Annotated in this window: 19 protein-coding genes and 1 pseudogene; 14 read left to right on the top strand and 6 right to left on the bottom strand. The window is 64.0% G+C overall.

Features of this window, described 5'->3' with window-relative positions; all coding sequences use genetic code 11:
• Positions 1 to 10: 10 nt before the first annotated feature.
• A complete protein-coding gene (locus ACVJ19_RS31955; protein ID WP_453953113.1) occupies positions 11 to 886 on the bottom strand; it encodes a hypothetical protein in 876 nt (291 codons plus the stop codon).
• Between the two features lie 235 nt (positions 887 to 1,121).
• On the opposite strand from ACVJ19_RS31955, the gene ACVJ19_RS31950 reads away from it, so the two are divergent.
• The 6 genes from ACVJ19_RS31950 (at position 1,122) to ACVJ19_RS31925 (ending at position 6,939) form a co-directional block, all read left to right on the top strand.
• Entirely contained in the window at positions 1,122 to 2,711 is a 1,590-nt protein-coding gene (locus ACVJ19_RS31950; RefSeq protein WP_453953112.1) for an ABC transporter substrate-binding protein, read from the top strand.
• 54 nt (positions 2,712 to 2,765) lie between these two features.
• Positions 2,766 to 3,689 carry an ABC transporter permease gene (locus ACVJ19_RS31945; RefSeq protein ID WP_453953111.1) on the top strand — a complete coding sequence of 308 codons (924 nt, stop codon included), beginning with the start codon at positions 2,766 to 2,768 and terminating at the stop codon, positions 3,687 to 3,689.
• Complete coding sequence (locus ACVJ19_RS31940) at positions 3,686 to 4,507, top strand: ABC transporter permease (protein ID WP_453953110.1); 822 nt, start codon at positions 3,686 to 3,688, stop codon at positions 4,505 to 4,507. Before ACVJ19_RS31945 ends, ACVJ19_RS31940 begins: the two co-directional genes overlap by 4 nt.
• The gene (locus ACVJ19_RS31935; RefSeq protein WP_453953109.1) at positions 4,504 to 5,484 is read left to right on the top strand and encodes an ABC transporter ATP-binding protein; all 981 of its coding nucleotides are present in this window, start codon (positions 4,504 to 4,506) and stop codon (positions 5,482 to 5,484) included. The genes ACVJ19_RS31940 and ACVJ19_RS31935 overlap by 4 nt, the downstream gene beginning before the upstream one ends.
• Entirely contained in the window at positions 5,477 to 6,511 is a 1,035-nt protein-coding gene (locus ACVJ19_RS31930; protein WP_453953108.1) for an ABC transporter ATP-binding protein, read from the top strand. The genes ACVJ19_RS31935 and ACVJ19_RS31930 overlap by 8 nt, the downstream gene beginning before the upstream one ends.
• A 209-nt stretch (positions 6,512 to 6,720) precedes the next feature.
• A complete protein-coding gene (locus ACVJ19_RS31925) occupies positions 6,721 to 6,939 on the top strand; it encodes a hypothetical protein (RefSeq protein ID WP_453953107.1) in 219 nt (72 codons plus the stop codon).
• Between the two features lie 155 nt (positions 6,940 to 7,094).
• Here ACVJ19_RS31925 and ACVJ19_RS31920 read toward each other — a convergent pair.
• The 5 genes and pseudogenes from ACVJ19_RS31920 to ACVJ19_RS31900 form a co-directional block, all read right to left on the bottom strand.
• Positions 7,095 to 7,286: pseudogene (locus ACVJ19_RS31920) on the bottom strand (DUF1214 domain-containing protein); the annotation flags it as partial.
• 598 nt (positions 7,287 to 7,884) lie between these two features.
• Positions 7,885 to 8,913 (bottom strand): ABC transporter permease, encoded by a 1,029-nt coding sequence (locus tag ACVJ19_RS31915; protein ID WP_453953106.1) that lies wholly within the window; start codon positions 8,911 to 8,913, stop codon positions 7,885 to 7,887.
• Positions 8,914 to 8,925: 12 nt separating this feature from the next.
• Positions 8,926 to 10,428: a sugar ABC transporter ATP-binding protein gene (locus tag ACVJ19_RS31910; protein ID WP_453953105.1), complete on the bottom strand. Its 1,503-nt coding sequence runs from the start codon at positions 10,426 to 10,428 to the stop codon at positions 8,926 to 8,928.
• Between the two features lie 19 nt (positions 10,429 to 10,447).
• Positions 10,448 to 11,470 carry a sugar ABC transporter substrate-binding protein gene (locus tag ACVJ19_RS31905; protein WP_453953104.1) on the bottom strand — a complete coding sequence of 341 codons (1,023 nt, stop codon included), beginning with the start codon at positions 11,468 to 11,470 and terminating at the stop codon, positions 10,448 to 10,450.
• 152 nt (positions 11,471 to 11,622) lie between these two features.
• The gene (locus ACVJ19_RS31900) at positions 11,623 to 12,027 is read right to left on the bottom strand and encodes a globin (protein ID WP_453953103.1); all 405 of its coding nucleotides are present in this window, start codon (positions 12,025 to 12,027) and stop codon (positions 11,623 to 11,625) included.
• Between the two features lie 483 nt (positions 12,028 to 12,510).
• Here ACVJ19_RS31900 and ACVJ19_RS31895 point away from each other — a divergent pair, with 483 nt between their 5' ends.
• From ACVJ19_RS31895 to ACVJ19_RS31860, 8 genes are all read left to right on the top strand, one after another.
• Positions 12,511 to 12,885 carry a DUF2946 domain-containing protein gene (locus ACVJ19_RS31895; RefSeq protein WP_453953102.1) on the top strand — a complete coding sequence of 125 codons (375 nt, stop codon included), beginning with the start codon at positions 12,511 to 12,513 and terminating at the stop codon, positions 12,883 to 12,885.
• 85 nt (positions 12,886 to 12,970) lie between these two features.
• A complete protein-coding gene (locus ACVJ19_RS31890) occupies positions 12,971 to 15,379 on the top strand; it encodes a TonB-dependent receptor family protein (protein ID WP_453953101.1) in 2,409 nt (802 codons plus the stop codon).
• A gap of 26 nt (positions 15,380 to 15,405) precedes the next feature.
• Positions 15,406 to 16,617 (top strand): sialidase family protein, encoded by a 1,212-nt coding sequence (locus ACVJ19_RS31885; RefSeq protein WP_453953099.1) that lies wholly within the window; start codon positions 15,406 to 15,408, stop codon positions 16,615 to 16,617.
• On the top strand, positions 16,614 to 17,111 hold the full coding sequence (locus ACVJ19_RS31880) for a TlpA family protein disulfide reductase (protein ID WP_453955257.1): 498 nt from the start codon (positions 16,614 to 16,616) through the stop codon (positions 17,109 to 17,111). The genes ACVJ19_RS31885 and ACVJ19_RS31880 overlap by 4 nt, the downstream gene beginning before the upstream one ends.
• A 27-nt stretch (positions 17,112 to 17,138) precedes the next feature.
• The gene (locus ACVJ19_RS31875; RefSeq protein WP_453953098.1) at positions 17,139 to 17,660 is read left to right on the top strand and encodes a copper chaperone PCu(A)C; all 522 of its coding nucleotides are present in this window, start codon (positions 17,139 to 17,141) and stop codon (positions 17,658 to 17,660) included.
• On the top strand, positions 17,660 to 18,094 hold the full coding sequence (locus ACVJ19_RS31870; protein WP_453953097.1) for a hypothetical protein: 435 nt from the start codon (positions 17,660 to 17,662) through the stop codon (positions 18,092 to 18,094). Before ACVJ19_RS31875 ends, ACVJ19_RS31870 begins: the two co-directional genes overlap by 1 nt.
• Before the next feature lie 20 nt (positions 18,095 to 18,114).
• Positions 18,115 to 18,633, top strand: a complete 519-nt coding sequence (locus ACVJ19_RS31865; RefSeq protein ID WP_453953096.1) for a YcnI family protein — start codon at positions 18,115 to 18,117, stop codon at positions 18,631 to 18,633.
• A complete protein-coding gene (locus ACVJ19_RS31860) occupies positions 18,633 to 20,192 on the top strand; it encodes a copper resistance CopC/CopD family protein (protein ID WP_453953095.1) in 1,560 nt (519 codons plus the stop codon). The genes ACVJ19_RS31865 and ACVJ19_RS31860 overlap by 1 nt, the downstream gene beginning before the upstream one ends.
• The last annotated feature ends 76 nt before the right edge of the window (positions 20,193 to 20,268 follow it).

Raw genomic sequence — 20,268 nt, 5'->3', positions numbered from 1 at the left:
CTGATGCGCCTCAATAAAGCCGCATCGGCAGCAGGACGCCGTCCGTGCCGGCCAGCAGACCCCAGGTCTCGTTGGCCGCGACTTCGAACTCCCGGCTCTCTGCCGCACCGCCGTCGACCTTGAGCGTGACCTTGTACCTGCCGGGCGGCAGATCGATCTTCTGGCTGTCCGGTAGTTCGGCTGCGGCACCGTCGGAGTTCGTCAATTCCTCGCCGGCGTGCGCCGCCAGCTTGATGGTCTGGTCGGCGACGGTGATGACCGCCCCCTCGTCCGACTTGTTGCCGAGCATCAGCTTGGCCTGCCTCGGCCTCGGCAGGAGGCCGGCATTCGCGATACCCGGCTTGCGCAGCGAAAGTTCGGCGATTGTCCTGTCGTCCTGACGGGAAAGCCGGAGCAGGATCGGTCCACGGGTTGTCGTGAAGGTGATCACGGCCCGTTCCGGTTCGACCACCGTCTCGATCCAGCCACGCTTGCCGAGCTCGGCGCGATAGAAGCCGAGCACCGCCGCGAGATCGCGCGGGGTCTCGGCGTAGACCGACGTGATGAACGGCGAATTCTTCGCCGTAGCGATGCTCCAGCTCTCTGGCAGTGGCAGACCGGTGCCCTGGGAAACCCTGGCTTCGAAACCCGCACGTGCGCCCCGTGCGACCGCTCCGACGGGGATGCTGAGCAGCCGTTCGACGAAATTATCCGGAGTGTCATGGCCCCGGACCGCCCACCAGGTTTCGTCAAGATAGTCGTTCACGCCGGAGGTGCGGCTCCAGCCGAACCGGATGCTGTCCGCCTCACTGTTCCGGCCGAGGCTGGCCGCGACCGGGCCTGCCAGCACAGCCGTGGCGGCGACCAGACCGCCGGCGAGCAGGGCACCTAGCGTTCGACGATTCATTTTTTCCGCGATCCCTGGGGCTCAGATAACGATCCTGAGCTTGGTCGCGTTGATCACGGAAAATGTTCACTGATCCTGGTCGCTCGATGACGCACCGCGTCAATGACCCCCGCGGTCTCCGTCGACGGACTGCCTCAGGAACCGGCATCGGTTGCCACCAAAACGAAGCTTGCTTTCGACAGGCGACGAATGATCAAATCTCTTGTCGGAACAAACCTGCGTTGTTGGGGGACTCATGATGTTCAGGATGATTGCGATCGTCGCAGGGTTGGGACTGGCGCTCGCCGGATCAGTGGAGGCCCAGACGCCGCGCAAAGGCGGAACCATCCGCATGACGGCGCCCTATGGCTCGAGCTTCACCAGCCTCGACATCCACACCACCCAGCGCGCCCAGGACGAGATCTACGCCAAGGCCCTGCACCGCTCGCTCTACATCTGGAATTCCGCGGAAGGAAAGCCGGTCCTGGAACTCGCCAAGGAGGACGTGGTCTCGGGTGGAGGTCTCGTTCACACCTTCAAGCTGCGCGACGACGCCTATTTCCACAATGGCCGCAAGATGACCGCCGACGACGTCATCTGGTCCTACAACCGCATCATGGACGGCACCAAGGCCTATCCCGGCGCGCGCTTTGTCCGCGTGATCGAGGGGGCGGCCGCGGTGGAGAAGGGCCAGGCCAAGGAGATCTCCGGCCTGAAGAAGATCGACGACTTCACCATCGAGATGAAGCTGACCGAGAAAGTCGATCCCGGCTTCTACTTCTTCACCGCGCTGACCTCGATCTATCCCGCCGACGAGGCCGCCAAGGAGAGCTTTATCCAGAAGCCGATCGGTCTCGGACCCTTCAAGTTCGTCGAGCACGTGCCGGGATCGCGCATCGTGCTGGAGCGGTGGGACCGGTTCTACAAGCCCGGCAAGCCCTACGCCGACAAGGTCATCGTCTCGGTCATGGGCGAGGCAGCGGCACGCGACGTCGCCTTCCGCAACAAGGAGATCGACACCTCGGTGCTGGGACCTGCGCAGTACGTCGCCTATCAGTCCGACGCCGACCTCAAGGGCACCATCGTCGAGGTCGCCGAGGTCTTCACGCGCTACATGGGCATGAACACGGCCTTCAAGCCGTTCGCCGACAAGCGTGTCCGGCAGGCGATCAACTACGCGATCGATACCGACCTGATCATCAACAAGCTGGTCAAGGGCAAGGCCTATCGCGCCACCAGCTGGCTGCCCCTGACCTCGCCGCTCTACGACAAGACCATGAAGCCCTACGCCTACGACCCCGCCAAGGCCAAGCAGCTCCTCACGGAGGCGGGCTATCCTAACGGCTTCGAATTCGAATGGACCACCAGCCAGAATGAAAGCTGGGGCCTGCCGATCGTTACGGCCGTCATCCCGATGCTGGACAAGGTCGGCATCAAGGCGAAGGTCAAGCAGGTCGAGACCGCGGTGCTGGCGGAAGTGGTTCGCAGCGGCGACTACCAGGCCTTCATCTATTCCCAGGCGACCGGCCCGGATCCGCAGGCCGCGCTGAAATGCTTCCATTCGGCGACGCCGCAATCGGCCTGCAACTACATGAACTTCAAGAACGCCGACTTCGACAAGCTGGTCGACGAAGCCGGGCAGGCGGATGACCCCGCCAAGCGCGGCCAGCTGCTGCAAAAGGCCAATGCGCTGCTCTACGACGAGGCGCCGGTCTGGTTCTTCAACTACAACAAGGCGGTCATGGCGGTGCAGCCCTGGCTCAAGGGAGTTCAGCTGAACGCGACGGAGCTGACCCATCAGAACGTCGAGGACCTCTGGGTCGACGAGACCTCGCCCGCGAAGTGACACGCGCGCTCCCTCCAGCGCAACGGGCGATGGAGGGAGCCGGGAAAAGTTGAGATGCTCGCGTTCCTGATCCGTCGCCTCCTGCAGACCATTCCGACCGTGCTTGCCGTCGTGCTGCTGGTTTTCGTGCTGTTCAGCGTCGTTCCCGGCAGCATCGTCTCGAGCATGAGCGACGACAGCGATCCGCAGGTCGAGCTGCGCATGAAGAAGCAGCTCGGCCTCGACCAGCCCGTCTACATGCGCTTCGGCGCCTATGTCGCGCGGCTCGCGACCGGCGATCTCGGGGCGTCGTTCCGGACCCGTGAGCCGGTGACGACCATGATCGCCAAGCGCGCATGGCCGACCCTGCAGCTGATCTTCGCATCCATGGCGTTTGCGGTTCTGCTCGGCGTTCCGCTTGGCTTCGTCGCGGCCTTGCGGCCGGGCAGCCTCGTCGACACCGTCTCGATGGTCCTGGCGGTGTCGGGCCTGTCATTGGCCAAATTCTGGCTCGGACTGCTCCTAATGTACCTGTTCGCGCTCAAGCTCGGCTGGCTGCCGAGCTTCGGCTATGGCGATGGCGGCCTCAAATATCTGATCCTGCCGGCCGTGACGCTCGGCGTCTCGCCGATGGCGCTGCTGGCGCGGACGACGCGCGCGGCGGTCCTCGAGATCATGACGGCCGACTTCGTCCGCACCGCGCGCTCGAAGGGCATGAGCGAGACCCGCGTCGTGAAGTGGCACGTGATGCGCAACGCGCTGGTCCTCATCCTCACCACCATGGGCCTGCAGTTCGGCGCGCTGATGGGGCAGGCGGTCGTCGTCGAAAAGCTGTTCTCCTGGCCGGGCATCGGCTCGCTGCTGGTGGACAGCGTCCTGCAGCGCGACATTCCCGCCGTCCAGGGCTCCATTCTCGTGGTGGTGCTGTTCTTTCTCGCGATCAATCTGCTGATCGACGTGCTCTACGGCGTGATCGATCCCAGGATCAGATACGCATGAAGCTCCGCGCCAATCTCGTCATCGGTGGAGTATTGTTCGCGTTTGCGATCCTGGTCGGCCTGCTCGCGCCCTGGCTGGCGCACACCGATCCCGTCCTCGACGCCAACCTCATGAACGCGGAGGAGCCGCCGAGCTGGACCTGGTGGTTCGGCACCGACGCGCAGGGGCGCGACATCTATTCCCGCGTCGTCTACGGCGCCCGCATCTCGCTGACGGTCGGCATCGTCTCGCAGCTCATCAACAGCGTCATCGGCGTGGCGCTGGGCCTGAGCGCCGGCTATTTTGGCGGCTGGTGGGACGACTTCGTCAACGCCTTGACCAACCTGATGCTCGCGATCCCCTCGCTGATCTTCGCGCTCGCCATCATGGCGGTGCTTGGTCCCGGCCTGACCAGCCTGTTGATCGCACTCGGGCTGACCAACTGGTCCTTCACCTGCCGCCTCGCACGGGCCTCGGCGCTGTCGCTGCGGAACCAGGGCTATGTGCAGGCGGCAACCGTGCTCGGCTACGGTGACCTGCGCATCATGATCACGCAGCTCTTGCCGAACATGTTAGGGCCGATCGTCGTCATCGGCACGCTCGGCATGGGCAGCGCGGTCCTCTCCGAAGCCGCCTTGTCGTTCCTCGGCCTCGGCGTCCGTCCGCCCTTTCCGAGCTGGGGCAGCATGCTGTCGGAGGCCCGCGACCAGATCACGACGGCGCCGTGGCTCTCGCTGTTTCCGGGCCTTGCCATCTTCCTGACGGTGCTCGGCCTCAACCTGCTCGGCGATGGCCTGCGCGACATCCTCGATCCCCACTCGCGGAGCCGGCGGACATGACGGGCGTGCCGCTGATCGAGGTCGAGGATCTCCGCATCGATCTCGATGATGGATCGAGGCGTGTTGCGGCGGCCGAGGGCATTTCGTTCCGCATCGATCGGGGCGAGACGTTCGGCCTCGTCGGCGAGTCCGGCTGCGGCAAGAGCATCACGGCGCTCGCTCTGATTGGCCTGTTGCGGTCGCCTTTGTTGGTCGGCGGCGGCGTCATCCGGTTCGACGGGCGGGAAATCCAGCACCTGTCCGCTGCCGGGCAGCGGGAGCTGCGCGGCAACCGCATCGCCATGATCTTCCAGGAGCCGATGACGGCGCTGAATCCGGTCTCGCCGGTTGGCCGGCAGATCGCCGAGATGTTCGTGCTGCACAAGGGCAAGAGCTGGCGGGAAGCCAACCAGCTGGCGGTCGAGGCGCTCGCGAGCGTCCGCGTGCCTGCGCCGGAGCGGCGCGTCAACGATTACCCGCATCAGCTGTCCGGCGGCATGCGCCAGCGCGTCATGATCGCCATCGCGCTGGCCTGCGGTCCGGATCTCCTGATCGCGGACGAACCGACCACCGCGCTCGACGTGACCGTGCAGGCGGAGATCATCGAGCTGATGCGCAATTTGTGCGCTGAGCGCGGAACGGCGATCCTGATGATCAGCCACGATCTCGGCCTCGTCGCCAATGTCTGCCGCCGCGTAGCCGTCATGTATGCCGGCCGCATTGTCGAGGAGCGTGGCTCCGCCGATATTTTTCGCGCGCCCTCGCATCCCTATACGCAGGGCCTCGTCGCCTCGCTGCCGCGGCTGGGCAGTCGTGCCGCGCTCGGCCGCACCAGGCTCAAGGAGATCGCAGGCGTCGTTCCGGCCATCACCGGTTTCCCCAATGGCTGCCGGTTCAATCCGCGCTGTGCGCAGGCAACCGACATCTGCCGGACAGTCGCGCCGCAGACGGATGTCCTCGAGGCCGGCGGTTTCGTCAGGTGTTACCACCATGCATGAGCCAAAGCCGGACGACGATCTCATTCTCAGCGTCGAGGATCTCGCGGTTCATTTTCCGCTGGGAGGCGGCTTGTTCGGCCGAGAGCGTCGGCTGCTCCGTGCCGTCGACGGCGTCGATCTCACGCTGAAGCGGGGGGAGTGCCTCGGCCTCGTCGGCGAGTCCGGGTCGGGCAAGTCGACGGTCGCATTGTCGATCCTGGGGCTGTTGAAGCCGACGCGCGGCCATATCGTGGTGGACGGGCGGGATGTCGCGACGAACAGCCAAGCCGCCGATCGCAAGGCCCTGGCGCGCACCGTGCAGATCGTGTTTCAGGATCCCTACGCCTCGCTCAATCCACGCCAGACCGTTCGCCGCACGCTCGAGGATCCCCTGCGTGTGCACGGGGTGACCGCGAAAAGCGAGATCGAGGACCGCGTCGCGACGATGCTCAAGCATGTGGGCCTGCGCCCCGAGCAGGCCGACCGCTACCCGCATGAATTCTCCGGCGGCCAGCGCCAGCGCATCGGCATCGCCCGCGCCCTGATCCTCAATCCCAGGATCGTCATCTGCGACGAGCCGGTCTCGGCGCTCGACGTCTCGATCCGCGCCCAGATCATCAACCTGCTGCTGGAACTGAAGGACACGCTCGGCCTGTCCTACATCATGATCAGCCACGACCTCGGCGTCGTCGAACACATGAGCGACCGCGTCGCCGTCATGTATCTCGGCCGCATCGTGGAGAATGGCGACTGGCGGGAAATCTTCGAACGGCCGGCGCACCCGTACACGCAGGCCCTGATCGCCGCCATCCCCGATCCCTTGCGCCATGCACCGCTCGCGACGACAGGCGGCGATCTTCCCAATCCGCTCAATCCGCCGAACGGGTGTGCGTTCAGTCCGCGCTGTCGGTATGCAGAAGCAGAGTGTCGGAGCGAGCCGGGGCCGTCGCTTGAAGCGCGTGCCGACGGACACGCGGTCCGGTGCTGGCGAGCTGACGAGATTGCCGATCAGACGCAATTGGCTTCGACCGAGGACCGGCATCCCTAGGGATGGAACGCGCGTCCGTCGTGGATCAAAAGCGTCGCTCTAGCGGCCCGCTAGTCACTTCCGGTCTGCCCCGATAGGCGAACGATTTTGGAACCCGCCCATGGAAAATCGACTGGGCTTGATCCTTGCGGCGGCCTAATCGTGTACCGCCCCATTTTCATATGTGCTACCTAGTTGGGTAGCGAAATGGGTAGCAGGAAAGGCAGATCATGACCGACGATCAGGTCAATCTCGTCGTTCAGCACCTTTGCGAGCAATTGCACTTGGCGCTCCGATTGAAGGGCAGCGAAGCACATCCACCAAACGCCAAGGATATTGGATTCGATCCGGTCTCTGTAAGAACAGTATTGCTGACCGGCTTGCGTTCGGCGGGTGTCACGACCCACCACGAGGCGGTCGGGAAGAGCGAAGAGCCGCCGTGGTCCTAAACACAAAACGCGGGAAAGAAGCCCCGCGCCGATGTCTCAGTTGGGTCAACAGCCGACAAATCCACTACAGCGTCCATAGGTCCGTTTAGGGCCAAAAGCCGACCTCGTTCCCGCACGACGAGGCCGACGCTGCTTCGTAGGTATCCTGCGATACGCTACGCCACCTTCTTGATCACCGGTGGTGTCCACGACTCGTCGATGCCCGCCTTGCCCCAATAGGCGCGGATGTAGAGCGAGAAGTGCCCGTTCGGTGCCGGCAGCCAGTTCGTCTGCTTGTCGCCTCCGGGGGACTTCGCGCCAGCGTACAGCGTGAGCGAACCGTCGGCGTTGCGCTTCAGGTTTTTGTTCGCGGGCGGTGCGAGCCACTGCAATTTCCGCTTCACGCGGCTGCCGTCGGATGAGAAAGCCGAGAGTTGAGCCACGTCCTCATGCTCCGCAATGCACGTGGTCCTGGAATGCTCTCCCGTCGCCACATCGTCATTGCGAGCGTAGCGAAGCAATCCAGAATGTTTCCGCGGCGGCAGCCTGGATTGCTTCGCTGCGCTCGCAATGACGACGCTGAAGCAGCGAGTTCGACTTTCTTCCCGTCACCCTGAGGTGCGCGCTCTGCGGCGCGATAGCGTCGCGGAGCAAGCCTCGAAGGGCGACGGCCCGGCTGTATCTCGGCCGTTCATCCTTCGAGGCTCCCCATGGGACGCGTTGCGTCCCATGCCTCGCACCTCAGGATGACGGGGCACCGTTCGCTGTGAGCGTCAGAGCGTTTGGGGAGAGCTGCTACGGATGCGCCGGCCGCCCATGATGACATCCTGCTCCTGTTTTGCCCGACGAGTCAAACGTCGTCGCGGTCGCACTCACGCAATTGCGGGTTTTGTAAGCGGCTGAATTTCCTTGCAGTTTCTACTGTGCATGGGGTTGTTTTCGCGTTTTTTGTTTTGAGGGGTGTGTCTACTCCGCCGCCTTTTCCCTCAGCCGCTGCGCGTAGACGTTGATGATCAGCGCCGCCAGCAGGATCAGGCCGCGGATCAGGATCTTCAGGAAGCTGTCGATGTTGACGTGGTCGAGGCCGTTATTCAGGACCCCGAGAACGAAGAGCCCGACGATGGTGTTGCCGATGCCGCCGCGGCCGCCGAACAGGCTGGTGCCGCCGACGACGACGGCGGCGATGGAGTCGAGCAGGTAAGTGTCGAACTCGTTCTGCTGCGCGCTGCCGAAATGGGCGACGCCCAGCATGCCGCCGATGCCGGAGCATACCGCCGAGATCACCATGACGGCGCCGAGGATCAGCTTGACGTTGAGGCCGGAATATTCGGCCGCCTCGCGATTTCCCCCGACCATGTAGACGTAGCGGCCGAAGCGCGTGTAGGTCAGCACCAGGTGGCCGCCGAGCAGCATCACCGCTGCGACGATGACGAGCCAGGGGATGCCCGCGATCGACCCGGAGCCGAGCGTCGTGATCAGGCTGGGCACCTTGTAGGCGATCTGGCCGCGCACCAGCAGCGCGGAGATGCCGGCTGCGATCTGCATCATCGCCAGCGTCATGATGAAGGAGGGGATGCCGATCACGGTCAGCCCCAGCGCGTTGACGAGACCGAGCAGGGCGCAGAGCAGGATCGACAGGATGATCGCGACCGCGCCGGGCAGGGGGATGTTGGCGATGTTGACGTAGGATTCCTGGAGCGTGAAGTAGGCGACCGCGATGCCGGTGACGTTGGCGATGCTGGCGATCGACAGGTCGATCTCGGCGCAGAGGATCACGAAGGTGAGGCCGACAGCGATGATGCCTGTCACCGAGACCTGCGTCAGGATGTTGCCGAGATTGTCCAGCGTGGCGAAGGAGGGGCTGGCGAAGGCGAAGAAGGCGGACAGGAAGATCAGCGTCAGGAACGGCGCGATATTGCGCATCTGCGAGCGCAGGAAGGGCCCGAGGCCCCGCGCCCGATGGGCTTCAGCAACGGCCGTCTCACTACTTGCCATTGTGCTTCTCCGTCACGCCGCTTCCAGCAGGCGGTCCTTGCTGACCGGCTCGTTCGAGAATTCCCGTACGACCGCGCCGCGCTTGAGCACGAGGATGCGGTCGGCCAGCGACAGCACCGTTTCCGGCTCGGTCGACAGCACGATGATGGCAAGCCCCCTGGCGCGGAGGTCGCGGACGATGTTGATGACGTCGTTCTTGGCGCCGACATCCATGCCGCGGGTCGGTTCGCACAGCACGAGGAGCTTGGGCGGGTAAGTCAGCCACTTCGCCAGTGCGACCTTCTGCTGGTTGCCGCCGGAGAGCATGCCGAGATCGAGGCCGACCACGGGCGGCCGGATCTGCAGCTGCTCGACCTGCCGTTTGGCGATATCGCGCTCCTGCACCGGCTTGAGCAGCAGCGCGGAGATGCGATCGAGAATGCTGATCGAGATGTTCTTGTAGACCGGCTCCTGATGGAACAGCATGTCGCGCCGGCTCTCCGGCACCAGCGCCACGCCGGCGCGCCGCGCCGCCGCCGTGCTGGCGAAGGTCTTTGGCGTGCCCTCCACCGCGAGCGTGCCGCTGTCCGGCTTCAGCTTGCCGAACAGGATGCGCGACAGCTCCTGCTGGCCGCAGCCCATGAAGCCGTAGATGCCGAGCACCTCGCCGGCACGGGCCTCGAAGGAGACGTCATTCAGGCTGCGTGCCAGCGACAGCTGATCGGCCTTCAGCACCACCGCGCTGTCGCTCGGCTGCGGCAGCATCAGATCGTCGGTATAGCTGTGCTCGAGCGCCTCGCCGCCGCGGCCGATCATGGCCTCGATCAGCGCGCCCTTGCTGGTTGCAGCGCTTGCGGTCTCGGCGACCTTCCGTCCATTGCGGAACACGGTCACCGTATCGGACACCAGCAGGATGTCCTCGATGAAATGCGAGATGAAGACGATCGCCGTGCCTTCCTCGCGCAGCCGCCGGAGCGTTGCGAACAGGCGCTCGACCTCGGGCGGGGAGAGGGCAGAGGTCGGCTCGTCCAGGATGACGATGCGGGCGCCGGAGAACAGCACGCGGGCGATCTCGATCAGCTGCTGCAGCCCGATCGGGAGATCGCCGAGCCTCGTCATCGGATCGACGTCGATGCCGAAGCGGGCGAGTTGCTCGCCGGTCTCGCGCGCCATCCGCCGCCATTGTACGAGGCCAAGACGGTTGGTCGGCTGGTTGCCGAGGAAGACGTTCTCGGCGACCGTGAGATCGGGCGCGACAGAGAGCTCCTGATGCACCATGGCGATGCCGGCGGCGTGCGCATCGCGCGCCGAGCGGAAATGCGTCTCCTTGCCGTCGATGAGGAGGCGGCCGGAGAACTCGGTGTGCACGCCGGCGATGATCTTCATCAGCGTGCTTTTTCCCGCGCCGTTCTCGCCGACGAGACCGTGGATCTCGCCGGGAAGAAGCGCGAAGTCGACACCACGAAGCGCCTCGACGCCGCCGAAGCTCTTCGTGATGCCCTGCAGTTCCAGGATGGGCGAATGACCCGCTGACATGAGTTCAGATCTTGGAGGCTCAGATCAGGAAGTGATCCTGCATCCACTGCATCCCGGCGGCGTTGGCTTTGGTCACCACGGGGCCGTCGGTGACGACGTTCTTGGGAATGCCCTGTCCGCTCTTCTCGCCGCCGACCACCGCGGAGACGCCTGCGATGATCGCACCACCATGGATGCGGCAGGAGGGATTGCGCACGGTCGCGAACATGCGGCCTTCGCTGACCGCCTGGATCGCCGGCGGCATGGCGTCGACGCCGCCGATCAGGATGTTGGTGCGGCCCCGCGCTTTCATGATGTTGGCTGCCGCGAGCGCCATGTCGTCATTGTGGAAGAACGCCGCGTCGATCTGCGGGTACTTCGTCAGGTAGGTTTCCCAGAGGCGGGCGGTCTTCGACACGTCCCAGTCGGCCGGCTGGGTGTCGAGCACCTCGATCCCCGGGAATTGCTTGACGACCGAATTGAAGCCCTTGGCCCGTCCTTGCGCGCCGGTATGTCCGAGCGCGCCCTGCGTCATGATGATCTTGCCCTTGCCGCCCATGGCGTTGCACAGCGCCTGCGTCACCGAGGCGCCCATGAACTCGTTGTCGGGGGCGAGGAAGGAGTGGACGTTGATCTGGTCGAGGGGCGCGATCAGCGTGTCCATGTCGATCACGGGCGTGCCGGCGTCGATCATCTTCTGCACCGGCTGGGTGAGGGTGCCGATGCCGAAAGCCTGGATCGCGACGAAGTCCCATTTCTGCGAGGCCATATTGTCGATCGCGGCGCGCTGCTTCACCGCATCGAGCTGGCCGTCGAACCAGATGACCTCGACGTTGAACAGCTTGCCCCAGAATTCCGCCGCCTGCTTGCCCTGCGCGCACCAGGTCGCCTGAAGGCCCGCGTTGGAGAACGCCGCCTTCAGCGGCTTCTCGCTGCGTCCGACTTCGGCGGCCAGTGCTGGATTTATGCCCATGCTGCCGAACAGGGCAGCCCCGGCGCCGGCGGTCGCTGCCACCTGAAGAAGATCGCGCCTCGTCGTCGAGAAATCTTTCGTCCCGGACATCGCTCGCTCCCATATATTTTTCGTCGGCGCGTCATTGCCTGCGCGACCGATGTCCGAAAGTCTCTCACAAGAGTTGTTGGCACTCAATCTGCAATCAATCGCGACATCGCCGCAGCGTCGCCGCTGCCCGCGCGTTGGTGCAGCGCAAAGCGTCAGGCTGGAATGCTGGCGTATGTGTCGATCTCGACGAGCAATGCGTCCCAGGCCAGCGCAATGTCTGGCGTCCATTCATCGCCGAGCAGGTCGCGCAGCGTATCCCTGATGATGGCGAAGAAGGTGATGAACAGGTCGCGCGGCGTGCCATAGGCATCGTGCGATGCGACCTCGCAGCCGATCAGCCGGAAATGTCCGCGGCGCTCGCCCGCGAAGTCGAGAATCGCCTCGATCGTCAGCGCCAGCATCGATCCCTTCACGAGCTCGCTGCCTTGTGCCCTGAACATCGTCCGCGTTTCCGGATGGGCTTCGAACAGCCTTTGGTAGACGAGCGGCGTGAGATCAGCGCAGCGCTGTGCCGCGAGCTCAAAACTCCGTTCGATCGGATGGAGGGAAGCATTCATCGGCTTTTCAGCCATGCGGGCAAAAAAAGAGCGGGGCCCTGGCCCCGCTCAAAAATTGTGTCGACCCTATTATCCCCGATCTTAAGATTTGATCTTGATTGACGGGGCGACGCTGCATTTTGCGCGCCAGGGGCTCCTCCCGAGACTTGGACCACCAGGCCTCGACCTCGCGGTCAGCGCCTGAGCAAGAGGATGCTAGATCAACTTTTCTCACTTGTCATCATTTTCGGCAACGATTGTTCAAAATAAGAGCAGCTGACGAAATGTTCGGGCTTTTAGCCGTCTAAGCATATGACAAATATAAGAAATCTGTGGATGGGCGAGAATGGTTGGGCTGCCTCAAATGCCGGACCCCGCCTGCCGGCAGGGGGATCCGACCACAGTTTTGGAGAAATTTGCGCTGGGCCAAGCGGGCGGCGGAACTGGCCTCGACTCGGGTGCCGGCGCGGTGTTTAGTTGGCGCACGAACGAATGGTTCGGTGGATGCGCGCACGGCTGCAAAAATTCTTACCTCTGGTCCTGCTCGCCCTGGCGATGCAGGTGCTGGCGCCGATTGCCGCCTGTCTCGCGGCCGGCCAGGCCGTTGCCGATCCGCTGTCCGCCGCTGTCATCTGCCATAGCGCGAGCGACCAGGGCGGCCTCAACGATCGGACCGGCTCGCCGACTGCGCATGGCGCTGCGTGTGCACTCTGTTGTCTGGCGCAGGCAAACGCGTCGCTCGATTCGCCGCCGCAGCTGGCACTCGCCATTCCCTTCCGCCACGCCGAACGCGTGGTGTGGCGCGCGGCGGATGCCTCCATCGTTGCCGTCCATAAGGGCTCGAACACCAGGGCGCGCGCGCCTCCTCAATTTTCCTGACGACCCTCGTGGTCGCCGCGGCTTGTCCGCCGGCGATTGATGCTGTCGAACAGCCGGGAAGAAGGCCGGCGTCAGGAATGCCCCCATGTTACGTTGCCATGCCCGCCGCGGCGTGAGCGTCGTTGCCGTCCAGGCTGCGCTGCTTGCTTCTTCGAGCGGGGTCGTTGCCCAGAGCAGCAATACCGAGATTCCCGCGGTGACCGTCGAGGCGCCGCGGGCTGCCCGTGCCAAACCGATCGCCCGGCCGTCGAAGCCGCGCTCCGCATCGGCGGGGCGTGCGGCGAGACCCGCTGCGCCGACCGCAAGCGCCGGCGCACCGACCCAAAGCAGGATCGCGACTGCAAGCGCAGCACGCGATAGCCTCAATCAGGCGCCGGCCGGCCAGACCGCGACCACCATCGACCGCAGCCAGTTCGACAACCGCCCCGCGTTCTCGGTCAGCGACGTCCTGCGGGACAGCCCGGGCATTTCGATCAAGCAGGGCAACGGCCCGCGCGATTTCGGCATCTCCATTCGAGGCTCCAACGCGCGGAACGGCTTTGGTATCCGCAACCTCGTGATCTTTGACGACGGCTTTCCGGTGACGCAGCCGGACGGCCTGTCGCGGAGCGATCTGATCGATCCCCACGCCTATGGTGCCATCGACGTCGTCCGCGGTCCCTCGTCGGCGCTCTACGGCAATTACGCGACCGGCGGCGCGCTCAATTTTCGGACACGGCCCGGTGGCACGATCGACGGCGTCGAATATGGTGTCGACGGCGGCAGCTATGGCTATCTCAACAACTACCTTGCCGCCGGCAAGAAGGTCGGGAATTTCGAGGGCTCGCTGTTCGCAAGCGACACGCGCGGCGACGGCTATATCGGCAACAGTTGGTTCAATACGCAAACCGTCAACTTTCTCGGCACGCTCAAGGCGACGCCCGATGATCGCTTCACGGTCAAGATCATCAACAATGACCTCAGTGCGCGGCTGCCGATTCGGCAATCGCTGAACCAGTACTATCAAAACCCATTCCAGCAGGGCTGCGCGACCGGCGTCTCGGCCGCGGCCGGATGCGGTACGATCAGGCTGCTCAACAACGGCTTCAACGCCACTGGGGGAACCGATACCGAGACGGCCGTGCAGGCCGGGCTCGGCCGCAACGACCGCCGCACCATCGTCGGCGGCCGATGGGAGCACGATTTCGACAACACCACGACCTGGCGCAACCAGTTCGTCTTCGATGACCGGAACATCAGCCAGCCGACCGGCACGACCAGCACGATCGGCGACTTCCCGTCGTACAACTACATGAGCGACCTGACCAAGCGCGGTGAAATCCTTGGATTGGAGTCGACCGCGTTCTTCGGTGCCTTTTACAACACCCTGACAGCTTCGAGCGATACGCGGAATGTGATGCCGGGAGGGAATGCAACGCTCGGAAGGATCACCAACAACCTCTATAGCGAGACGTCGAACTACGGCGTGCGCGCGCGCGAGGAACTGAGGCTGACGCCGTCGCTGCTCGCAATTGCCGGCATCGGCTGGGAGCAGACCGTCCTGAAGGGTGTCAACACAGCTTACAGCTATTCCGGTCCGACGGGCGTCCTGGATCCCCTGAAGATCACTACCGCGGACAGGCAGTTCCAGAACACCGCCCCCGAACTGGCCTTGCTCTATACGATCAACAGTGAATGGCTGGTCCGGGGACGGGTCGCTACGGGATACGGCACCCCGCAAGTCTCGAACCTGTTCGTTTTGGCGAACGGGCAGTCGGGCAACAATACCCAGCTCCAGGCCCAGAAAAATCTGGGCTACGATCTCGGCTTCGACTGGACACCGAACAGCACGCTCAAGGTCAGCGCGACCGGCTTCTACGAGTTCTTCCGCGACGAACTCGTGTCGCAGGCAACGCCAGCCAATTCACCCAATACAAGCTTCACATTCAACGCGCCGCGCTCGGAGCATCGCGGCATCGAGCTCGCTGCCGACTGGAAGTTCTATCCGGGCTGGCGCTTCATGGCAGCGTACACCTATCTCGACGAGGTCTACACCGAATATGTCGAGAACATCACCAATAGCGCTGTGTTCAGCTTCAACCGGGCCGGCAACAAGATCCCCGGCATCTCGCCCAACGAGCTGACGGCCCGGCTCGGCTACGACGAGTTCTCCGGATCGCTGGCCGGCCTTGGTGGCTTCGTCGAGGTCCAGTGGAAGGACTCCTTTTACATGGACAACGCAAACCTGTTGAAAGCGCCGGGCTATGAGCTGGTCAATGTGAACATCCACTACAAGACCGACCTCGTGTCCGACACGTTCAGATCGCTGAACCTGTTCCTCGAAGTCAGAAACGTGTTCGACCGCACCTACGTTGCGTCGGCCAACAACATCGCCAACACGGTGACAGCGGCGGGCCTTCAAAATCCTGGGAGCTTCCTCGCCAACACGACGGGATCGATCTATGCGGGCTCGCCGCGTGCGTTCGTTGCAGGTATGAAGGTGGTATTCAAATGATCCGGGCCATCGAAGGGAGTAGGGCCATGATCCGCACTGGCTTGCTCGGGATCGTCGCTCTCGTATTCGTGCAAGGTACGGCGCTCGCGCAGATGCATGCTCAGCACGCATCCGAAGCGGCGTGCGAGGAGCCGACATTGCGCTGCGCTTCCAAAGTGACGCCTGCCTTCGGTCCGGACGGAACGTTGTGGTTGGTCTGGATGGCAGGCGGCCAGGTTTCGGTTGCGAACTCGCAGGACGCTGGGCGAAGTTTCTCCGCTCCCGTCCAGGTCACGACGAAGCGGCTGAACCTCGATTGGGGGCCGGACGCGCGGCCGAAGATCGTGGTCGATCGGAAGGGCGGCATCGCGCTCGCGTTCTCGATCTTCAGGGACCAGGCCTTCAACGGCCAGGTGCTCTACACGCGCTCGGTCGATCACGGGAAGAGCTTTGCCGAACTGAAGCCGATCACCGCCAGCAACGAGAGCCAGCGTTTCGAGGCGCTGGCGCTCGATCAGGATGGAACGGTCTTTACGGCGTGGTTGGACAAGCGCAATCGCGTTCTCGCGAAGGAAGCGGGACAGAAGTACGAGGGAGCGGGGCTGTTCTTCGCCTCGTCCAGCGACGGCGGCACCACCTACGCAGAGGCCCGATTGGCGCGCGAAGGCACCTGCGAATGCTGCCGGTTGGGGCTGACATTTGCGGCGCCCAGGCGACCGGCCGTGATCTTCAGGAACATCTTTGACGGCGGCGTGCGCGATCATGCGGTGATGACCTTTTCCGACGTCTCGACGCCGGGCGAGGTCCGCCGGGTCAGCAACGACGACTGGCAGATCAATGCCTGCCCGCATCACGGGCCGAGCCTCACGGTTGCGCCGAACGGGACCTTTCACGTCGCCTGGTACACAAACGGAAAGGCGCGGAAGGGATTGTTCTATGCGCATTCGCGCGACGAGGGCCACACGTTCTCGACGCCGATGGCGTTGGGACAGCCGGGCCGCAATCCGACGCGTCCTTACGTGCTCGCAGGTCCGACCGGAACGGTGATGGTCTGGAAGGAGTTCGATGGCGAGAAAACCTCGGTCCAGGTGACGATCTCCCGGGACGATGGCGAGACGTGGTCGCCGCCGAAGACGATATCGAGCACGACCGACACCTCCGACCATCCCTTGCTGATCTCCAATGGCCGAAAGGTCTATCTGTCATGGATGACGAAGGCGGATGGCTATCGGCTGACAGCAATCGAGGACCAACCATGAGACATCGATTTGCAGTCATTTTGGGTCTGGGCATCCTGATCGCGTCGGCGTCTGCGCTCGGAGCCCCACCGACTCTCAAGCCGTTCGAGCGTGGTACCTGGCAAAGCGTCCTTAAGGGGCATGCCGGCCGCCCAACGCTCGTGCATTTCTGGGGCGTGACTTGCGGGCCGTGCAAGGTCGAGCTGCCTCAGCTCGGGCAGTTTGCAAAGGACCATCCTGGGATCGACGTGGTCACGATCAGCGCCGATCTCGTGCCGAACCTGGCGGCAGCGACACAGTCGATGCTCGACAAGGCGGGGCTATCGTCAACCGAGAATTTCATTTTCAGCGACGGCTTTGTCGAACGTTTGAGGTTCGAGATCGATCCTGCCTGGCAGGGCGACATTCCTCGAACAATGCTTATCTCGCGGGACGGGACCGTCGCGACGATCGAAGGCTCGGCCGAGATAGCCGACCTTGAGAAATGGTCGGGCCAACAGCTCGGCACACATTGAAATTCAATCTGCAAAGGGAATACCGACATGAAGACAATGTTGAAAGATGTGCTGCTCGCAGCGTTCGCTCTCGCGCTCTGCGCCGCCCCCGGGCGCGCCGAGGACATCAAGGCCGGTGATCTCGTCATCTCGCAGGCGTGGAGCCGGGCGACGCCGGGCGGCGCCAAGGTCGCGGGCGGCTATCTCACGATCGAGAACAAGGGGACGGCCGCGGACAGGCTGGTCAGCGTTTCCGCGGATATCGCAGGGAAGGCCGAGGTCCATGAGATGGCGATGGATAACGGCGTGATGAAGATGCGTCACCTCGACCAGGGCCTCGCCATCGAGCCGGGGAAGACCGTGAAGCTTGCTCCGGGCGGCTATCACCTCATGCTCCAGGAGCTGAAGGGGCCGTTCAAGCAGGGCGACAAGGTTCCGGTGACGCTTCAGTTCGAGAAGGCCGGCAAGGTCGCCGTGTCTCTCGATGTGCAGGCCGTCGGCGCGCAGGCGCCGGGCGATGGCGGGCAGATGATGAAGAAGATGCACGATCATTCGGGAATGAAAATGTGATGAAACAGATCAAGTCTCTCATGACCTCGAACAGAACCATCGCGGGCCTCGTGTTCGCAACGGCGGCGCCGCTGTCAGTTGCGGCCACTCCACTTGCCGCAGCGACCGATGACGACAGCTTCTTCACCCATCTGCACACCGAGAAGGCGATGGCCAATGTCACGGTTTCCCCGGGGCGTGCCGGCCCGGTCGAGATCGCGATCCAGTTGGAGACAACGGACGAGACGCCGCTCTCGGCCAAGGCCGCTTCGGTGACGCTGGTGGATACGCAGACCGGCCGGAAACTCGCGCCGGTCGAGGCCTCGCGCGACGGCGAGGATGGCTGGCGCGTGAAGGTGGCGCAGTTGACGCCCGGACGCTGGATGCTGGGGCTCGGGATTTCGATCTCCGAGGCCGATCACGTCAGCGTGGAATCGCCGATCCTGATCAAATGACTCCGCTCGAGAGGCCGAACATGTCGAAGCAATCCTTCTTGTTCCTTGTTGTCGCGCTCGCCGCTTCGCCTGCGGCCGCGCATGTCACGCTCGAGACCAAACAGGCCACCGTCGGCGCATCCTACAAGGCGGTCTTCGCCGTGCCACACGGCTGCGCCGGCTCGCCCACGCTGAAGATCCGCGTGCAGATCCCGGAAGGGGTGATCGCGGTGAAGCCGATGCCGAAGGCGGGCTGGAGTGTCGATGTCGTCGAGGGCCAATATGCCGCCGAATACAACTATCACGGCAACAAGCTCTCCTCCGGCGTCAAGGAGGTCGCATGGTCCGGCGGCGAGCTGTCGGACAAGAACTATGACGAGTTCATCATGCATACCGTGCTGACCGACGCGCTCAAGCCGAACACGACGCTGTACTTTCCCGTTGTCCAGGAATGCGAGACCGGCGTCAGCCGCTGGATCGAGATTCCGACTGAGGGGGCAGGGCATTCGCACGAGGGTAAATCACCAGCACCGGGTGTGAAGCTGTTGCCAAAACCTTGATGCGCCTCTTCGCCGCGCTCGCGACGCTGCTCCTCGTTGCCGGCTTCGCGACCGGCGCGTCGGCGCATGCCGCTCTGGTCTCGGTCGATCCGGCGAGCGGCAGCATCCTGAAGACCGCGCCGAAGGCGGTGGAGCTGCGCTTCAACGAGGCGGTGACGCCGGGCGCGATCCGGCTGATCGATGGCGCGGGCAGGGCACGGGATGATGCGCGCATCAGCGCATCAGGCGAGACCATTTCGGTCGTGATGCCGCCGGACCTGCCGCAGGGAACGGCCGTGGTCAGCTATCGCGTGATCTCGCAGGATGGCCATCCTGTCGCGGGAGCGGTGATCTTCTCGGTCGGTGCTCCGACGGCGACGAAGTCGCCCGTCAGTGCGGACGGCGGATTGAGCGCGCTGATCTGGCTGGCGCGGGTCGGTCTCTATCTCGGGCTGTTTGTCGGCATCGGCGGTGTGTTTTTCGCGCGCTGGATTGCATGGTCGATGACAGGCTTGACCGTGCCGCGCGTTGCGCTCGCGATCGGCCTTCCGAGCGCGGTTGCGTCCCTCGGTGCGCTGGGTCTCGAACTCCTCGGGCTGCCGCCAGCGGCGCTCGTGACGGCTGCTCCGTGGAAGGTCGCATTCGCGACCAGCGCCGGCCCCGCGCTGCTCGTCGCGGTCGCATCGATGCTGCTCGCGATGATGGGGCTGCGCAGCGCGTGGTATGCGCGCGCCTTCGCGATGATCGCATTCATCGGAGTTGGCCTGTCGCTCGCCATGACCGGGCACGCGGCAACGGCACCGCCCGAGATGCTGACACGCCCGGCGATCTTCCTCCATAGCCTCGGCGTCGCCTTCTGGATCGGAGCCCTCGCGCCGCTCGCCGCGCTGGTGTCGAAGCCGGCGACAGCGGCACTGCCGGTCGTGAACCGCTTTTCGCGTATTGCCGTGCTGGCTGTCGGTGTGCTGGCGTTGACCGGTCTTGGCCTCGCCATCGTTCAGCTCGAAAGGCCGTCCGCGCTGGTTGAGACCCGTTACGGGGCCATCCTGTCGATCAAGCTTGGTCTGGCGGTGATACTGCTGGCTCTTGCCGCACTCAATCGGTTCCGGCTGACGTCGGCGCTGGCGCGGGACGAGAAGGCCGCGCCAGCGCTCAAGCGCTCGATCCTGCTCGAATGCGTGATCGCGTTCGCTATCTTCGCCGTCGTGGCTGGCTGGCGCTTCACGCCGCCGCCGCGGACCATTGTTCCCGAGACGCCGCTGGCGATCCACATCCACTCCGATAAGGCAATGTTCCAGGTGTTGGTCTCACCGGGAAAGGTTGGCGTCGACGACTTCGTGCTCCAGCTCATGACCGGCGAGGGGACGCCGCTTGCGGCCAAGGAGGTGACGTTGACCTTGAGCCTGCCGGAGCGTGGCATCGAGCCGATCGAGCGGGCCGCTTCGCTCGGGCAGGACGGCTACTGGCACATGCGCAAGGTCGAGCTGCCCTTTGCCGGCCGCTGGCACGTGCGGATCGATGCGCTGGTGACCGATTTCGAGCAGATCACGCTCGAGGACGAATTTGACGTGGCGCCGTAGGCAAACCGGTTCAAGCTGAACCTGAAGGCAACGGAAAAATGACAGGAATTCCGCCGCCTTAGCGGCTTTTCCTCAT

The sequence above is a fragment of the Bradyrhizobium sp. USDA 376 genome, from assembly GCF_054063675.1.
Note: the sequence above shows the minus strand (reverse complement) of the source record. Positions and strands in the feature narration are given on the sequence as shown.

What these genes read in the sequence shown, in the direction of transcription:
- ACVJ19_RS31900 (WP_453953103.1), bottom strand. Translation starts at nt 12,027, where the DNA reads ATGAATGCTTCCCTCCATCCGATCGAACGGAGTTTTGAGCTCGCGGCA.
- ACVJ19_RS31955 (WP_453953113.1), bottom strand. Translation starts at nt 886, where the DNA reads ATGAATCGTCGAACGCTAGGTGCCCTGCTCGCCGGCGGTCTGGTCGCC.
- ACVJ19_RS31860 (WP_453953095.1), top strand. Translation starts at nt 18,633, where the DNA reads ATGCGCCTCTTCGCCGCGCTCGCGACGCTGCTCCTCGTTGCCGGCTTC.
- ACVJ19_RS31940 (WP_453953110.1), top strand. Translation starts at nt 3,686, where the DNA reads ATGAAGCTCCGCGCCAATCTCGTCATCGGTGGAGTATTGTTCGCGTTT.
- ACVJ19_RS31865 (WP_453953096.1), top strand. Translation starts at nt 18,115, where the DNA reads ATGTCGAAGCAATCCTTCTTGTTCCTTGTTGTCGCGCTCGCCGCTTCG.
- ACVJ19_RS31945 (WP_453953111.1), top strand. Translation starts at nt 2,766, where the DNA reads ATGCTCGCGTTCCTGATCCGTCGCCTCCTGCAGACCATTCCGACCGTG.
- ACVJ19_RS31950 (WP_453953112.1), top strand. Translation starts at nt 1,122, where the DNA reads ATGATGTTCAGGATGATTGCGATCGTCGCAGGGTTGGGACTGGCGCTC.
- ACVJ19_RS31895 (WP_453953102.1), top strand. Translation starts at nt 12,511, where the DNA reads ATGCGCGCACGGCTGCAAAAATTCTTACCTCTGGTCCTGCTCGCCCTG.
- ACVJ19_RS31905 (WP_453953104.1), bottom strand. Translation starts at nt 11,470, where the DNA reads ATGTCCGGGACGAAAGATTTCTCGACGACGAGGCGCGATCTTCTTCAG.
- ACVJ19_RS31870 (WP_453953097.1), top strand. Translation starts at nt 17,660, where the DNA reads ATGAAACAGATCAAGTCTCTCATGACCTCGAACAGAACCATCGCGGGC.
- ACVJ19_RS31935 (WP_453953109.1), top strand. Translation starts at nt 4,504, where the DNA reads ATGACGGGCGTGCCGCTGATCGAGGTCGAGGATCTCCGCATCGATCTC.
- ACVJ19_RS31890 (WP_453953101.1), top strand. Translation starts at nt 12,971, where the DNA reads ATGTTACGTTGCCATGCCCGCCGCGGCGTGAGCGTCGTTGCCGTCCAG.
- ACVJ19_RS31925 (WP_453953107.1), top strand. Translation starts at nt 6,721, where the DNA reads ATGACCGACGATCAGGTCAATCTCGTCGTTCAGCACCTTTGCGAGCAA.
- ACVJ19_RS31875 (WP_453953098.1), top strand. Translation starts at nt 17,139, where the DNA reads ATGAAGACAATGTTGAAAGATGTGCTGCTCGCAGCGTTCGCTCTCGCG.
- ACVJ19_RS31885 (WP_453953099.1), top strand. Translation starts at nt 15,406, where the DNA reads ATGATCCGCACTGGCTTGCTCGGGATCGTCGCTCTCGTATTCGTGCAA.
- ACVJ19_RS31910 (WP_453953105.1), bottom strand. Translation starts at nt 10,428, where the DNA reads ATGTCAGCGGGTCATTCGCCCATCCTGGAACTGCAGGGCATCACGAAG.
- ACVJ19_RS31880 (WP_453955257.1), top strand. Translation starts at nt 16,614, where the DNA reads ATGAGACATCGATTTGCAGTCATTTTGGGTCTGGGCATCCTGATCGCG.
- ACVJ19_RS31915 (WP_453953106.1), bottom strand. Translation starts at nt 8,913, where the DNA reads ATGGCAAGTAGTGAGACGGCCGTTGCTGAAGCCCATCGGGCGCGGGGC.
- ACVJ19_RS31930 (WP_453953108.1), top strand. Translation starts at nt 5,477, where the DNA reads ATGCATGAGCCAAAGCCGGACGACGATCTCATTCTCAGCGTCGAGGAT.